This window comes from Variovorax sp. GW822-FHT04E09 (assembly GCF_058800845.1).
On the sequence record NZ_JBXAMR010000006.1, the window covers coordinates 235,206 to 251,320 of the forward strand.

The following is a 16,115-nucleotide window of genomic DNA, read 5'->3' on the forward strand; positions in this document are numbered from 1 at the left end:
CCGGCAGGCATCCGTTGTCCAAGGCTGACCAGCCATGAGCGCATTGCGGCGGCACTGGCCGCGCATCGCCATCACGCTGCTGCCGGTGCTGCTGGCGCTGCTCCATGCCACCGGCGTTTGGCGGCTGGGCGTGATTGAGCACCTGGACCACCTGATCTACGACGCCCGCCTGCGCGCCACCATGCCGGGCACGCCCGACACGCGGGTCGTGATCGTCGATGTCGACGACGCCAGCCTGGCGCGCGAGGGCCAGTGGCCCTGGCCGCGCGACAAGATCGCCAGCCTCACGACAGAACTGCTGGCCCGCCAGCACGTGGCCGTGCTCGGCTTCGACGTGATGTTTCTCGAGCCCGATCGCAGCTCCGGCCTCGGGCGCCTGAAGGAGATCGCAGCCGGGCCATTGAGCGGCGTGCAGGGCCTCGCCGCCGAGATCGACCAGCTCGCGCCCACCCTCGACCACGACGCCACACTGGCTCAGGCCCTGCGCGGCCAGCCCGTGGCGCTCGGCTACTACTTCACCCGCACCGAACAGCCCAGCGCCAAGGGGCTGCTGCCGGCGACGCCCGTGCTGCCACCCGACGCCTTTCCGCCCCATGCTTCCTTCGTCACGCTCTGGAACGGCTTTGGCGCCAGCCTGCCGGTGCTGGGGCGCGCGGCGCCGGTCGCGGGGTTCCTGAATACCCTGGTCGGTGACGGCAGCGACGACGGCGTGATCCGCAGCGTGCCGCTCATCGCCCGCTACGAAGGCGAGCATGCATCGCCCGGGCACTACGAGTCGCTGGCGCTGGCGGTGTACCGGCTGGCGAACGGCTCGCCGCCCGTGCGGCCGGCGCTCGTGGCCGGCGACGGCAACTTTCCGCGCCTGCAGGCGCTGGTGCTGGGGTCGCTGCGCATCCCGGTCGACCAGAGTGCCAGCCTGCAGGTGCCATTTCGCGGCCCTGGCGGGCCGCGCGCAGGGTCGTTCCGCTACGTGGCCGCCGCCGACGTCCTCGAGGGCCGACTGGCGCCGGGCGAATTGAAGGACAAGATCGTGCTGCTCGGCGCCACCGCGCCCGGCCTGCAGGACCTGCGCGCCACCCCGGTCGGTGCCGCGTTTCCGGGCGTCGAAGTGCACGCCAACATCGTCTCGGGCTTGCTCGACCGGCGCCTGCTGGCCGTGCCCGACTACGCGCCGGGATATGAAGTGCTGACCGTGCTGGCAGCGGGGCTGCTGCTCGCGTTCGGACTGTCGCTGCTGTCCGCATCGCGCGCCGTGCTGCTCGGCGCGGGCGTGGTCGCCGCGCTGGTTGGCCTGAACACCTGGCTCTACGTCGGCCACAGCCTCGTGCTCCCGCTGGCGTCGGCGCTCGTCATGGTGGCGCTGGCCTTCGCGCTCAACATGAGCTGGGGCTACTTCGTCGAATCGCGCGCGCGGCGCGGGCTGGTGCGGCTCTTCGGCACCTACGTGCCGCCGCAGTTGGTCGACGAAATGCTCGTGCGCCCCGGCCGCTACAGCATGCGCGCCGAGAGCAAGGAAATGACCGTGATGTTCTGCGACATGCGCGACTTCACCCGGCTGTCCGAGCAGATGGCGCCGGCCGAGCTGCAGGCCTTCCTGAACACCGTCTTCAGCCGGCTCACCGAGGTGATCAGCGCGCACCGCGGCACCGTCGACAAATACATGGGCGACTGCGTCATGGCCTTCTGGGGCGCGCCCATCGACACGCCCGGCCATGCCGCGCTCGCCGTGCAGGCGGCGATCGACATGGCGGCCGCCGTGCACGACATCAACCGCCAGCACCGCGCCAACGGCCGCCCCGAAATCAGCGCGGGCATCGGCCTGAACAGCGGCCTCATGAGCGTCGGCGACATGGGCTCGACCGCGCGCCGCAGCTATACCGTGGTCGGCGACGCGGTCAATCTCGCGTCCCGGCTGGAGGGCCTGAGCGGACACTACGGGGTCGAGATCGTGGCCAGCGGCGCCACCCGCGAGGCGGCGCCCGGGTTCGTCTGGCAGGAACTCGACAGCGTGCGCGTCAAGGGCAAGGCCCAGGCCGTCGCCATCTACACCCCGCTCGCGCCGGAAGCCACAGCCGAGGCGCAGGACACACGGCAGCAACTCGACCGCTGGAGCCAGGTGCTCGCCGCCTACCGCCGCCAGGATTGGGCGCTGGGCCGGAACTTGCTGGCTCCCCTGCTCGCCGCGGATGCGAAAAAAGTCCTTTACCAGCTCTACGCTCAGCGTTTAGCCTCGATGGCGCTTCGCCCGCAAGACCCGGACTGGGACGGCGCCACCCGGTTCGACACCAAATGACGACAGACGCATACAAGGGGTCTTCCACAATGCAGGTTCGCGTGCTGGGTTGCTCGGGCGCCATCGCCAAGGACTGCCGCACCACCTCGTTCCTGGTCGATGCGGACCTGCTCGTGGACGCCGGCACGGGCGTCGGCGACCTCACCCTCGACGAGATGGCCGCCATCGACGACGTGGTGCTCACCCACTCGCACCTCGACCACATCGCCGCCCTGCCCCTGATGCTCGACGCCGTCGGCAGCCGCCGCACCCGGCCCCTGCGCGTGCATGCTCTGGCGGCCACCATCGACGCGCTGCGGGCGCATGTGTTCAACAACGTCATCTGGCCGAATTTCGAACGCATTCCCAGCCCCGAATCGCCGTTCGTGAGCTTTCACGAGATCGCGGTCGGGCAACGCCTCGAGCTGGGCAGCGACGCTCCCAAGCTGATCGAGGTGCTGCCGGCCGTCCACACCGTGCCGGCCTGCGGCTTCGCCATCCGCCGGGCCGAAGGCGGCGCCCACTGGGTTTTCAGCGGCGACACAGAACGCAATCCGCCCTTCTGGGAGCGCATCAACGCGATCGACGTCGCGATGCTGGTCATCGAGACGGCTTTCAGCTCCCGCGAGGAGGCGCTGGCCGAGCGCAGCCTGCACCTGTCCCCGGTGGCGCTGGCGCACGAGCTGGCGCAGATCGACCCGGGCAAGCAATACCCGATCTACATCACCCACACCAAGCCCGCAGAGACCGAAGAAATCATGAGCCAGATCGAGATGCTGGCGGGGCGGGAGGTGGCAGGGTTGGCGCAGCGGGACATTCGCTGGCTCAAGGCGAACGGGGTGCTGACCTTCTGACAGGGCCCGGTCGGGCATGACAAATTTGTCGACACAATTGGCATCTGAGTGCGAGTTATGTCACATCATGTAACCATCTTGTGACCAAAGACGGCCCGATCGAGGGTTGCAGAGTGGGGAAACCGGGTGGCACGGATGCTGCGGAAGGTTCCTCGCTCCGGGCTGGTTCCCGGGCTCTACAAACCAACCTGGAGTTAATGAATGAACCGTCGTTCTATCGCACGCAATGTGCAAAAGGGTTTCACCCTGATCGAACTGATGATCGTTGTGGCGATCATTGGTATCTTGGCTGCCATTGCCATTCCGCAGTACCAGACGTACGTTGCCAAATCGCAAGTTGCGCGCGTCATGTCTGAAGTCGCCTCGCTGCGCACTGCGGCAGAGGCTTGCATTCTTGATGGCAAGCTCACGCCTGTTCTCTCGACCGCAACACCTACCAATGTCCAGTGCAATCTAGGCTCGACCGCGAGCAATCTGCTGGGCGCCGCAGTCACGATTAGCACGGGCCTTACCGCCGACCTTGGCACTGCCACGAACAACGGTGCACTCGTGGCCACTTTTGGCGGCAATGCAGCTGCGGCAATCACCGGGAAGACGCTGACCTGGACGCGCCTCTCTGCTTCGGGCACGTGGTCTTGCTCGACCACCGTTGAGTCGAAGTACCGCCCCGCTGGCTGCTCGTCCAGCACGGCTGCTACCAGCGGCGGCGGCACCGGTGGCGGCAGCGGCACTACTCCGTAACACTACCTCGCTTTCGATCTAGCAAATGAAAGAGCGCCCTTTAGGGCGCTCTTTTCACGTCATGCGTAAAAAGACTCGCATCTGTCTTTACGTCGTGCTCATCAGTGCGATCTTTCTCCCCTGGTTCGCATGGGAGACAGATCGCAACATGGTCAGACGCTGGGCTTATCCAATCACAGGGCATTTGTCCGCACTTTCGACTCGATGCGATGCCCATACTCCCAGTTGGCTTCAAGAGTTGGCCCGCCAGTTGCCCACCCGGCTTGACTCTCCGGCAAATCAACTCGTGTTCGTGGACAAGGCTGGTAGTCGATCAGGATGTGTCAACGGTTGGGAGCGCTATCCCCTTATCAGCCAACGCGTGGCAACTGGCTCCAGCTTTCGCTTGGCCAGCTTGTCAAAGATCGTCACCTTCTTTGGCGTGGTCCATGGTCAAGCAGATTGGCTGAACCAGCCGCTGGCAGCCGTGCTGGACCTGGGTCCTCCTTTTCGAGACCCGCACATTGCGCAGATACAGGTCCGCCATCTCCTGAATCATTCCGCCGGCTTCGACCGCATGCGCGCCGAGGACCCGATGGTCATCAACGACAAGAAGCCTTGGTGTCCCGGCCAGGTGCAAGAGCTGGCACAGGCGCAGCTTCAATTCACGCCGGGCTCTCGCCATGCCTATTCGAACTTGGGCTACTGTTTGGCTGCAGTCGCTTATGAACGGCACGCGGGCCGCAGCTTATGGAGCGCGCTCGAGCAGGACATGCGCTTGTCGCAATACGGCATCGGCTACATGGACCAAGCGGACTCGCCGCTCGCATACAACTTCATGCACAACGAGTTGCACGGGCCAGAGTTTGTCGAGCATTTCGACTGGCAAGCGCTTCGTGCTCCGATGGGCATGACAGGCAGTGCAGAAGGACTGGCGCGCTTCATTGCTGACAATCGCCCACTGCTGGACCGTTCGCGCGGCATGCATGACTCCAGCATCCCCTGCAACGAAACCGTGCCCGAGAGTTGCCAAGATGGATTTCTTGAGCGGCGCCGTGTCGGTGACCATCAGGTCTGGCTACAGCGAGGCTATCTGTACGGCATGTCGGCTCTTTTCTTGTCCGATGACGCCGGGAACTTCATTGTGTGGCTGGGCGCTGGTGACGTCGGGCAGCCATTGCGTGCTTCCGAATTTATCGAACGGGCTTTTCTCAAAGGCTTCCATTGAGGATGCAACGACGCCCACTTTTCATCGTGAAGGCAGTCGGCTTGATGCAACTGCTTGCACTGCTCCTGCCTATGCTGCCAGGCGTGGTGGCTGCGCAATGGCTCCAGCTCTACAGGCCGTGGTTCTGGGCGGAATTTCTGGTGCTGGTCGCGTTGACTCGTGGCCGGCCTTGGCTTTTCGCACTTGGATTAGCGCTGCTTTGGTCGGCAGATTTCCTGTTCATATTCGCCCAAATCAATCTATCGTCCAGCTATGCCGATGTGTTGGATTTGCTGAGCTACATCCCGCACACGAACGTGACCTGGATCATGGCCGGCATTGCGGGACTGTTTGTCCTGTTGCTATGGGGGGGACTGTGCGTGCAGGTCCACCAGCGAGCGTCCCCGGGCCATGGGATGCTGCTTTGGGTGATCGCGTTGCTCGGCCTTGCACTGCTATGGCCGACGCGCAATGGCTTTGAGCACAGCGAAGGCAAGATCTATGGGGTCCGCACGACCAAGCTGGCAGGTTCGTGGGTGCTGGACAGCCAATTCCTCCGTGACACCTTTTCTTTCTACGAGGAAGGATATGCGGACGACCTGGGCAAGTTCGTCAAGCTGGGCGCTGACAGGTCGGCCGTCAAGAAGGTGCTGGGCAATGACGTACCTCCAGACAAGCTGCTTGTGATTGTTGTGGAGTCCTGGGGGCTTGCCCACGACAAGGCAGAAAACCAGTTCTGGCAGGACCTATGGAACTCCCCCGCGTGGGCACACGAAGGTGGAAGGCTGGAGTTCATGGGGGCAACCCTGCAAGGCGAGTTCCGGGAATTGTGTGGGCTGTTCCCGCATACGCTTCGGATTGACGTGGTTCCTCAAGCCAACGACTGCCTTCCTCGTCAACTACAAAGCCAAGGCTGGCAAACGCAAGCGTTTCATGGCGCTTCATCGAAGATGTATCGCCGCGATCAGTGGTATCCAGAAATTGGCTTTGAGCACAGCTACTTCATGCAGCAGTTGATGCTCGGGAGTTCGATGTGCGCCAACATTCCTGGGGTTTGTGATTACAGCATCGCTCCGCGCGTAGTAGACAGCCTGCGACGCAACGGCAAGCAGTTCACCTACTGGATGACCCTCAATTCCCATACACCCTATCGCGAGTCGGATCTTAGCAATCCGAAAGTGAAAGATCAGGTGTGCCCTTTCCTCAAGCTCGATGGAGCGCGTTGTGCCCATGCTGCACTGCTGTACGACTTCATGCACGTGCTCAAAGCCCAATTGGAGCATGCCCCCATCCCTGGTCTTCAGGTAGTTCTTGTCGGTGATCACTCGCCCAAGTTCTTCGACGCTCAATCGCGAGAGCAGTTCGACGAGACAGCCGTGCCGTACGTCAGCATCAGGGTGCCGCGCCAATTGGCAACAGAACCCAGCGCTGACTAAAGGACTCATTCACCGCTGAGCATGCATGGCTGGAGGCATGACTCCCGGGACCACCCAGCACCAGCGTCACACGTCGAGTCGCGGTTGAGGAGCGCATGGCGCTCAGCGAGATCAACTCCTGGCCGCCGTGTCTTGCTGCAGCCAGCTGGGATTTATCGAGGCCATGCGCGCGACCTCTTGCACCACTCCATCAATCCACGGTCGGCACCTCCCGCCAATTGAGTAGCCGCAACCCCAAAGCTCCAGGCAATTTGATGGGGTTGTTCTGCATGTTCCCCTTCACATCCCCGCTGACAAGCCGCGTGGAACCATCGACGCCAAGGAACCGCACGTCGTTCACCGCAGCACCCGCTGCCGCATATGCAATGAGGTTGCCGTTGGCATCCACCAACGCCGATCTGCCCGTACCGAAGTCGATGGCATAGACGCGGCTGGTACCCGAGGGGGCGCAGGCATCGCCTGCGGTCTGCAGCGTGGAGAACGCCACCACGCCGCTGTACGAGGTCGACGCATTGACTGCGCGCCAGCCCACTCTGTTGGTCACGCCCAGGTCGGTGTACCAGCCGCGGCTGGTCGCCGTCAGCGCAATGCCTTGCGTCAAGTCGGTCACCGCCTGCAGGTTGCTGCGTGCGATGGGGAAGTTGCCAGTGCTGACCGGCGTGAACGCGCTGGCTGTGCCGTCGATGAGGGCGTAGTAGCTCTGCTCTTGGGCGGACTGAATGTCGCTGGCATCGAGCAAGCGGCCGGTGCCCACCAGCACGTAGCGCTTTTTCGTCAATGGCTGGATCTCGATCAACGGCTGCGTGGTGATCGGCTGTGCTTGTGGTGTCGTCGCGCCATCGGTGAGGTTGGCAATGAGGGTGGGTGCGGGGTAGGAGGTTGTGGCGGCTCTGGCAGCGGTGAGATCAAAGCGCCAGAGCTGTCCGTTGAGATCTCCCGCATACACGGCATCGGCGGTGCCATCCGAAAAGTCCTGCACATAAGCCGACGCCTGTGCCATGCCTTCAGAAGCCGTCGGGGTACTGATCTTCTGGATGAGCTGGCCGTTGGTCGGGTTCACGATGTAGAGGTGGCTGCTCGTTCCGCCGCCGTTGTAGCCGCTGGTGAAGATCACCACCCAGCCGTGCTTTCGCGTCTTGACGACCACGGGTGCGCCGAAGCTGTAGCCCATGTCGGCATCGGTGAATTCCCAGAGCACCTTGGACGCGACGTTAGTCTCGGTGTTCATGCCTGCCGGGTTGGTCACGTCGAGGGCGTAGAAGCCCTTGCCCCCTTTGCCCAGTCCACCGATCAGGACGGTGCGCCAATCAGAAGTGGCCGCGCTCGTCGTGGTGAAAGTGCCGCCGGCGCTATTGAAATCGATGTCGAAAGTGGAAGGCGTGGCATCGACGAAGAAGCGGTGCTGGTAGTACGGGTTGCCCAGTTGCGACAGCAATCCGTCCGCATCGCTGGAGGCGGCCTTCGCAAAGAGGAAGCTCGGCACATAGGCGAATTGTTCCTTGCCGGCATCTGTGCCGGTCAGCGCACCGTTGAAGGCATGGACCATGCCGTCGTTTGCGCCGGCATACACCATCACCGGTCGATTCCTCCAGGTCGTCTTGAAGGCGGCATAGCCAGGATTGACCGAATCGGAATAGGGAAGCGCCGGAGGGCCCGCCGGTGTTACCTTGGCGTTCACGATATCTCCTAGCAGCAGGTCGCGCTGCCGGTAAGCCTTGCTGGCGTCGGTGGCGGTGCGCTCGTTGGCACGGTCCCCGCGCAGCCAGTTGACGTAGTTCTCCGCGTCGTTGCCGGTGACGTAGCTGGTGTTCAGCAGCGCCTGGTGGTCTGCCGACAGGCTGGCATAGCGGAAGGGCACGCCGGCGGTGGCGCCGCGCGTCACGATGTTGCGGCTGTCGTTCCATCCGGTGCCAGCGAGCTGCGCTTCGAGCTTGGTCTTGCTTTCCCAGACCAAGGTTGCAGAGGGGTTGCCGCTGCTATCGAAAGTGAGCCGGCTGGCGCTGAGAAGACCGGTCCAGTTCTTCGAGTCGTATTGGGCCGCATAGGAGGCTGCGCCAGTAGACGACACCTGCGCGCTCGAGAGCGAGAACGAGGTGGTATAGGCCGAGATCTCGTTCGAGATCCGCTCAAACGCCTGCTTCAGGCCCGCCACCATGGTGTCGGGTTGTCCTGCGGCGAAGTAGTTGTCGGGACGAGGCACTGTCACCGGGGTGTTTCGAGCGTCTGTCAGGGTGTCGCCACTTGTCGACCACCAGTCCAGCGGGATGGTCCCGGCGAAGGTGTAAGGATCGAAATCGGCTGGCAATTTCTTCTGGTTCAGACCACCGAACTTCGCGGCCAGGTAGAACTTGTTGTTCCGGGAGAAGGGCTGTTCCAGAACGTCGACCCAATAGGTCTGTACGGTCTGCTTGCCGATCAGATCAGGGCGAATGTCCTTGGTATTGGCCTCGAAGGCCAAGCCGGCCATGTAGTCGGTCGAGTAGCTCGAACCCGTGGCGGCGGTCGCCTTGCCGGTTCCCATACCCTGCAGAAATTTGGCATTGTTCGTCGATTTGACTGCGTCGAACATGGTGTCCGCGCTTACCTCTGTGGGCATGGTTGGCTCATGGTCTGTCAGCGAGTTGCCCGGAACGTTCTTGTCCCGATGGGTGTAGATATCGCCGATACCCAGAACGAAATTGCGTTGGCAGCTGTACTGGACGGGGTCTGCAGCCCTCCAGTCGGTGATCGCCGGAAAACCATCCAGGTAGGTCGTCTTCGTGGCCTTGCTGGCGCCGGCCATGGAGGTCCACGACGGCACACTCTCCAAGCCACGGAAATACCGCAAGGCGGCGTAATACAGTTCGTTGACGGGGTCGATGCCCTTGTAGTCGCCCGGTATGAGCTGGCCGAACTTGTTGAGGTAGTTCATCACCCCACTGTCGGCAATGGTCACGCGTTCGGTCACTTCAGTCGCGCTGGCAGCGGTTGTGGCCGTGGCGTCCGCAGCATCCGGGTTGCGTACCATTTGGCCTGTGTCGGCCGCCCATTCCTTGTTGGTGTTGTCTCTCGGAGCTTGGCCCGGCTCAGGGTGGGTCGGCCCCACGAATTTCTGTCGCGCGCGCAGCACACCGCCATCGCGGTATTCATTGCTGTCGTTCAGGTAGCCCAGGGCGCTGAAGCGCATCTTGTCTGCGTACTGCTGGATCAAACCCTCCGGCTTCCATCCGTCGCGGTACTGCTTGCAGTTGGCTTCGAGGCCCACGGTAGCATCGCAGACCTTCGCGCGCATGGTGTAGTTCTGCGTCGAGGCTGCGCCCACCGCGGAAGAAAACAGCGAGTAGTTGTTCTGCCCGGGCGGCTGCCAATTGAGGCGAATCACGGCCGAGCCAGTCTGATCAAAATACTTGAGCTCCAGATCGTAGCTCTGGCCGGCGACAAGACTGATAGTCCCTTCGCGATTTTCGGCGCCGTGTGAAGTCCAGTCGTCGATCAACAAGGTGCCGTTGACCTTTAGCACTACGCCGTCGTCGGCGTACGTCTGGAACTTATAGGTCCCCGTGGCGGGGGCAATACCCGAGTAGGTGTAGATCGCGGTGAAATTGTCATTCGGTACGCCGTTTCCGGGACCGGTCTTGCTACCCCAGCTGTTGTCGATCGTGTCGTTGCTGTTTGTCCACCGGAGCGTGTCGGGTGTCGGGGTCTGGCTCACGCCCGCGTAGTACTGCCCGCGCACACCATTGGTCGTGATCAACTGCATGGCGAAGCCCCGGCCGTTGACGATGACCCGCATCGTCTTGGCATTCGCGAAGGGTGTCGCGCCGGCAGCCTCGGTCAACGGCAGCCGACCCTCGGTACGGGCGTCCTGATTGCGCTCCGGGAAATAGCTGCCTTGGCCGGAATGCCAACCCTTTTCGACGATGGTCTCGGTCGGCGTGTCCACGACGCGGCGTCCACCCGTCATCGCCCAGCGGAAGGGATCGATGGCCGTGAGGGTCGCCCAGTTGAGAAAGTTGCCGCTCCACTTTCCATTGCAGATCCGGTTCGTGGTGACGCTCACGGGCTGGAAATAGCTGGAGTCACCCTTGTCGAGGGGAATCACAGTGCCGCCATCGGTCGTCACCTGGGTGGTGTTCTTCTTGTACTCGTAGCACTTCAAAGGGTCGAAGTAGCCCAGGAAGTTCCGCGTGCTGGTGTAGTCAGCGACATGCGCAACGCGCGTTGCGGTGGGGTACTCCACCGACAGGCTGAGTGCCAGGTTGCCGGGCACTTCCGACGTGGAAAAGATCGGCTGGTTTGCCAGTGCCGTCGCCGAGATGGCTGGCAGATGGGTGGTGACAAGCGCCAGTGCCAGTACGCTGCACGAGAGGGCGCGCAGCCGGGGGTATCGAGTCAAGGCAATCATGAAGGGGTCCCGGGGCTGGTTATTGTTCAGGCCTGGCGAAAGAGGCTTGCAGGAACACTTGCGTGTCGCGGGGGCCGGTCACGCGCATGCTCAAGCGATAGGTGGTCGAAGGAGGTGGCGGGAGGCGCGTTCCCATTTCCTGGCTGCTGCCACCGCGAACGTCATTCGCCGCGGGCGGAAAAACGCAACCCCCTGGGCCTTGCGTGCCGGGTGACGAGGCTGCATTGCACAGACGGTCGATCACGTAGCGGATCTTGACCTTCGCGTCGGTGTTCTCGATGTCGTTGGAGGCCATGCCGACGGTATCGAACACTGAGTCGCTCAGCAGTGCAGTGGGCACACCCCGGTCATTGGTTGCGAGCGTCGTCGCACTGTAATTCGCCGATTTCAGATTGCTGTTGCGGGTGGCTGCCGCAGTCAATGCGCCACTGCCGCTGAATGTGTTCAACACCGTGGCGATGGCCTGTTCGCCTTGATTGACCAAGTCACGCTTGAAGGCAAGATTGCCCGCGCTGGCGAGCGAGGTGTTCATGGAGCGAATCACAGCCACGCCGCCTGCGAGCAGGATGACCAGCACGACCAGCGCGAAGAGCAAAACCACACCGCGTTGGCGTGAGCGGCGCGAGAACGATCGATTTCTCATCATCATGATGTAGGCAGCAGGAGCATGTTGCGAAGCGGCACGGTGAACTCCACCACGCGGTGGCGGAAATGCAGGCCGTCTCCGGAGATCGCGTACGACTCGTTGAGCGTGTCGGGCAGGTCGTCGAACAGCGTCAAGCTGCTTTTCGACACGACGTCCTTTTCGTAGTTGGTGCTTCTCAGCACCATGGCCACACGGACCGCCAGAATGCGGCGGACCTTGGCGGGCGTACTCATCATCTGTGTGATGTTGTAGGCCGCATCGTCGGGCGCCACCCAGGCATCGTTCGTTAGGTCGAAGTTGCCGTCTTCGTTCTTGTCGATGGCGTAGACGGCACGCAGTGCGACAACGCCATCGGCAATGCCCTGCTGTGCCTGTTCATCGCGTTTGGCTGCGGTGTCGCCTCCCGCGGTTTGCATGAGGTCGTAGCTCACCAGCGTTCGATCGGCGTTAACGCCGAACATCCGCAATTGCAGGTTGTCCGCGGACAGGTTGCCGATGGGCGTGAAGAAGGACGTGCCACCTGCGATGAGGGTGGCCAGACTGGTGTCCGCACCGCTCGTGGTGTAGTAAGTGCCGCCCAGCGGCAGGTTGTCGTTGCCGGATGAATCGGCGAACGCCGGATCGGCGTGCACTTGCTGGACAAGGCAGTCGTCGGTGCCGCTGCGGCTGAGCAGGCCGATGTCGCCTTCTCGCAGTCCGATGGTGTTGTCCAGTCGCAGCTTGTTGGACGCACTACCCGCAGAAAGCACCGGGCGTGCAATGTCGCCGGCCGACGAGTTGCCGCTCATGACCATCAGCACGTCGGAGCCCGAAGCGGGGCGGTAGATCAGCACGGGGGCGACGCGCACTGTCTGGGGAAAGCCCGCAAACGGCGCAGGAAATGCCGTGGTACGGGGTAAGACGGCAGTGCTGTCGTCGCGCTTGATATTCAGCCGACAGCCAAAGACGCCCAGGTCCCATGCCTGCGTGAAGCCCGAGCCCGCGCTGCGCAGCGCGCGGTCCAGCACATAGGCGGCGTAGTTGCCTGATTGGTTGGCGTCGTTGACAGAAGTGGTGCTGCGCTTCTGGCTTTCGCCCACGATGACCATGCTGGTTACCGCCAGCGTGACCACCAAACCGATGGCCATGGCGACCAGAAGCTCAATCAGCGTGACGCCGCCGTTGCGCCGGCGACCATCCAAGTTCGCGCCCTTCATGGCAGCACCACCCGTGTCGTGAGTTGGCTCTTGGCACTGGCGCCGGGGGATTGCCACTTGATGGTCACGTCTGCTTGGCGTCCGGTCACCGAATACTCCCCCTCGCCGCCGGGAAGTCCGCTCTGGGTGGTCGCGGCTACCTTGGCCTTCCACGCGGTCACGACGTCTGCAGGCACCGTGGGCGCGCGGCGCAACCACATCTCGTTGACGAGCTCATTGGCCAGCAAGGCCGCGCGGTTGCGGTCTTCGGTGTCCATCGACAGCTGGATGGCACGGGACTGCAAGCCGACGAGGCCCAAGATGCCGACCGAAAAAATGAGAACGGCCATCAACACTTCGATGAGGGCCACGCCCCGTTGATGTTTCGAGTAGCGAGGCATGGTCATGCGGGACACCCGTCAGGATTGGCATCGGACATCGTCTTCTTGGGGTCGCACATGCGCACCTGCCCGCCGAGTGTCACGAGAACGCGCAAGGGGCGGTCGGCGCCTTCGAGCGCGATGTCGTAGGCGGGCGGTGTTGCGATGTCGACGCTGCAGCTCTCCCCGCCCGTCAGGGTGGTGAGCGCGGTGCTGGCGTTGGCCACCATTCGACCGACGGAGTTGAAGCACACGGCCGCAGGGCCGGTGATCGTCACGCCAGCACCAACGTCGGTCAGGACACCCGAGGAAACGAACGCGCTGCTTTCGCCGGCAATCGAGGGCAGGGCGCGAACCGTCCAATGGTTGCCGTCAGCCTTTGCCGTGAATGCAGGGCTGGCGGAGGTGGATTTGCTGTCGGTCAACGCGAAGACGACTTGGCGGCTGCGTCGAAGCGACTCGCTCTGTGCTTCGCGCAGGCCATTCTGAAGCGCCTCACCGACGGCCCGCACTTTGCTGTTGCGTACCCACTCCATCATCGACGGCGCGGCCAGCATCATGAGAATGGCCAGCAAGGTCACGGTGACTAGGAGTTCGATCAACGTGAAGCCTAAGTTCCCATGCTGATCGGCGCTCCGTCCGCTTGTGTGCATCAGCATTGTCCCTTCCTCAACACCCAGGCGGAGGCACAGGTATTCCAGCCCGAAACGCCCGTGATGGTCGTCGAGCGGCTGTCCGCTTGGTCGATTCTGTAGACGAAGCCGCTGGTGCTGCCGCTGCCAGTGGCCTCGAGCACATAGGTGGTAGCGGTGGGCGTGCCGGTCTTGCAGGCCAGCGTGAAGGTGCCGGCCTTTCGCTTGGATGCATCCACCGCGCAGGGCGCGGTGACAGCGGTGGCGCCGGTGCCGACGGTTTCGTAGGTCCGGTTGTCCTGAAAGTGGCGCTCCATATTGGCGCGCATGGTCGCTAGGCCATTGGTGGCGTCCACGATCTGGCCGCGCAATACGTATTCGCGATAGCTTGGAATGGCAATGGCCGCCAGGATGCCGATGATGGCTATGGTGATCATCACTTCGATGAGCGTGAAACCGGAGGCGCGACGCAGGTGGGAGGATGTCGATTGCAAAGTCGTACCTTTCGGAAAGAGGGCCCCGTTCCGGCGCCTTGCTCGGATGCACGAGCGAATAGATTTGGAAACAATTGGTGAATAATTGTCTTTATTTGTTGGCGATTGAGAATTCCGCCCGTCTTCGACGGCCTGCCGCCTGTCGGGTCCAGCGGTCAGCTATGCGGCGAGCCGAGGTGCGTTTGGCGGTCAAGGACGGGCGCTTCCAATGACCTTCGTCGCGACCTCTGTCCCATTTCCTTCACGCGACCACGCGAGCCGGGTCCTTGGTGCGTGTCTCGTGGCGTTCCCGTTCTTGTGCCCGTTCGTCGCAGGTCCCTCTGCCGGCGCTTGGCAACTGTTCGCCTCCGGCCTGTGTGCTGCGCTGTTCTTGTTCTTATCTCCGGCTTGCGGCTCGATGTCCCGGGGGTTGATGGCTTGGCTGGGCTTGTGCGTCGCCGCCGTCGCGTTGTCGGGCCAAGGCGCCGTGGATGCCAGGCTGCTGGCGTGCGCCGTGCTGGCGGCCATCGGGGTGTCAGCCTTGACGGGCGCTGCTCTGGTTCGAATGCCCCTCGCCCGGGAGGCGCTGGCCTGGGGCGTGCTGGCTGCTGCGGTCATCAACGCCGTTCTCGGCCTGCTTCAGTACTTCGACCTTGCCGAGACGCTCCTGCCGTGGGTTACCTCCCCGACGGTGGGCCGAGCCTGGGGTACCTTGCGCCAGCGCAACCAATTTGCCACGCTGATCAGCCTCGGGCTCGTGGCTGCGCTGTGGCTCCATGCGGCCCGCAAATCGCGGCGCGAGCCAGTGCTGGTCGGCGGCGTCGGCGTGCTCCTTCTGGTGGCGACGGCTGCTTCGGGCTCGCGCACCGGTCTGCTGCAAATCGTGCTGATTGCTGGCGGGGCAAGCCTTGTGGCGTGGCGGCAGCGCCGTACGGAGCGCCAGATTGGACCGTTCAGCTTGCCGCACCCTCTCGCGCTGTTGTCCATGCTCCCGCTCTACTTCGTCGCGAACTGGTTGCTGCCCCGGTTGGCAGCCAGCGGGAGCGCGAACGTCCTTGCTTCAGCTGGCGCCCTGGTCCAGCGTCTAGAACCCGCTGCCCTCGGCGGAGACAGCCGCGTGACGCTGTGGCGTAACGTGCTTTCGCTCATCAGCGAGCGCCCCCTCACCGGCTGGGGCTGGGGCGAACTCAGCTTCGCGCACTTCGCCACGCTGTACAACGGCCCGCGTTTCCCCGTGATCCTCGACAACGCTCACAACCTGCCGCTGCACCTCGCCGTCGAGCTGGGCATTCCGGCGGCGCTGTTGATCTGCGGTGGCTTCTGGTGGATGGTGGTTGCGGCAAAGCCGTGGCGCGAGCGCGACCCCTTGCGGCTGATGGCGTGGGGCCTGCTCGGCGTCATCCTGTTGCACAGCCTGCTCGAGTACCCGCTCTGGTACGGCCCGTTCCAGCTGGTGTTCGGCCTGTGCCTCGGCATCCTGTGGCCGGCATCGCCCAAGCGCCCGAACGCGAACAGCAGAAAGCGCGCCGCCTTCGCCGCCGCCGCAGCCTGGGTGGCCCTCATCGGTTACGCCGCCTGGGACTACACCCGCATCAGCCAGATCTACCTGCCGCGCGAGGCCCGCATGCCGTCCTACCGCGACGACACGCTCGCCAAGCTCCAGGGCTCGTGGCTGTTCTCACGCCAGGTGGATTTCGCCGAGGTGACGCTCACGGCCGTCACGCCGGCGAATGCGGCGCACATGCACGAACTGGCCGGGCGCGTGCTGCACTTTTCGCCCGAGCCGCGCGTCATCGCGAAGTTGATCGAAAGCGCTGAGTTGCTGGGCCGCGATGCCGAAGCGCATGCGCTCGCCGAACGTTTCCGGGTGGCGTTTCCGGCCGCTTTCGCCCGCTGGCTGGACAACCGCCCGGACGACGCGCCCGAGCTGTAGCCG

General features: G+C 63.4%; 12 protein-coding genes. 6 read left to right on the top strand and 6 right to left on the bottom strand.

The window, feature by feature from the left end; all coding sequences use genetic code 11:
- Positions 1-34 precede the first annotated feature (34 nt).
- The 5 genes from AC1RL8_RS23860 (at position 35) to AC1RL8_RS23880 (ending at position 6,489) form a co-directional block, all read left to right on the top strand.
- Positions 35-2,293: a CHASE2 domain-containing protein gene (locus AC1RL8_RS23860; RefSeq protein ID WP_492687064.1), complete on the top strand. Its 2,259-nt coding sequence runs from the start codon at positions 35-37 to the stop codon at positions 2,291-2,293.
- Between the two features lie 29 nt (positions 2,294-2,322).
- Entirely contained in the window at positions 2,323-3,126 is an 804-nt protein-coding gene (locus AC1RL8_RS23865; RefSeq protein ID WP_492687096.1) for a 3',5'-cyclic-nucleotide phosphodiesterase, read from the top strand.
- A gap of 201 nt (positions 3,127-3,327) precedes the next feature.
- Positions 3,328-3,867, top strand: a complete 540-nt coding sequence (locus AC1RL8_RS23870; protein ID WP_492687063.1) for a pilin — start codon at positions 3,328-3,330, stop codon at positions 3,865-3,867.
- A 25-nt stretch (positions 3,868-3,892) separates the two neighbouring features.
- A complete protein-coding gene (locus tag AC1RL8_RS23875) occupies positions 3,893-5,074 on the top strand; it encodes a serine hydrolase domain-containing protein (protein WP_492687062.1) in 1,182 nt (393 codons plus the stop codon).
- Positions 5,075-5,118: 44 nt separating this feature from the next.
- Positions 5,119-6,489: a sulfatase-like hydrolase/transferase gene (locus AC1RL8_RS23880; protein WP_492687061.1), complete on the top strand. Its 1,371-nt coding sequence runs from the start codon at positions 5,119-5,121 to the stop codon at positions 6,487-6,489.
- 190 nt (positions 6,490-6,679) lie between these two features.
- Here the strand turns inward: AC1RL8_RS23880 and AC1RL8_RS23885 are convergent, their stop codons facing one another.
- The 6 genes from AC1RL8_RS23885 to AC1RL8_RS23910 are packed head-to-tail and all read right to left on the bottom strand — an operon-like array spanning position 6,680 to position 14,200.
- On the bottom strand, positions 6,680-10,873 hold the full coding sequence (locus AC1RL8_RS23885; protein ID WP_492687060.1) for a PilC/PilY family type IV pilus protein: 4,194 nt from the start codon (positions 10,871-10,873) through the stop codon (positions 6,680-6,682).
- A gap of 19 nt (positions 10,874-10,892) precedes the next feature.
- Entirely contained in the window at positions 10,893-11,522 is a 630-nt protein-coding gene (locus tag AC1RL8_RS23890) for a pilus assembly PilX family protein (protein ID WP_493196607.1), read from the bottom strand.
- On the bottom strand, positions 11,519-12,715 hold the full coding sequence (locus AC1RL8_RS23895) for a PilW family protein (RefSeq protein ID WP_492687058.1): 1,197 nt from the start codon (positions 12,713-12,715) through the stop codon (positions 11,519-11,521). Before AC1RL8_RS23895 ends, AC1RL8_RS23890 begins: the two co-directional genes overlap by 4 nt.
- A complete protein-coding gene (gene pilV, locus AC1RL8_RS23900; RefSeq protein ID WP_409574660.1) occupies positions 12,712-13,065 on the bottom strand; it encodes a type IV pilus modification protein PilV in 354 nt (117 codons plus the stop codon). The genes AC1RL8_RS23895 and pilV overlap by 4 nt, the downstream gene beginning before the upstream one ends.
- Positions 13,066-13,097: 32 nt before the next feature.
- Positions 13,098-13,733, bottom strand: a complete 636-nt coding sequence (locus AC1RL8_RS23905) for a prepilin-type N-terminal cleavage/methylation domain-containing protein (RefSeq protein WP_492687057.1) — start codon at positions 13,731-13,733, stop codon at positions 13,098-13,100.
- Entirely contained in the window at positions 13,727-14,200 is a 474-nt protein-coding gene (locus AC1RL8_RS23910) for a type IV pilin protein (RefSeq protein ID WP_492687056.1), read from the bottom strand. Before AC1RL8_RS23910 ends, AC1RL8_RS23905 begins: the two co-directional genes overlap by 7 nt.
- Before the next feature lie 208 nt (positions 14,201-14,408).
- Here AC1RL8_RS23910 and AC1RL8_RS23915 point away from each other — a divergent pair, with 208 nt between their 5' ends.
- Positions 14,409-16,112, top strand: coding sequence for a PglL family O-oligosaccharyltransferase (locus tag AC1RL8_RS23915; RefSeq protein WP_492687055.1), 1,704 nt, complete (start codon positions 14,409-14,411; stop codon positions 16,110-16,112).
- The last annotated feature ends 3 nt before the right edge of the window (positions 16,113-16,115 follow it).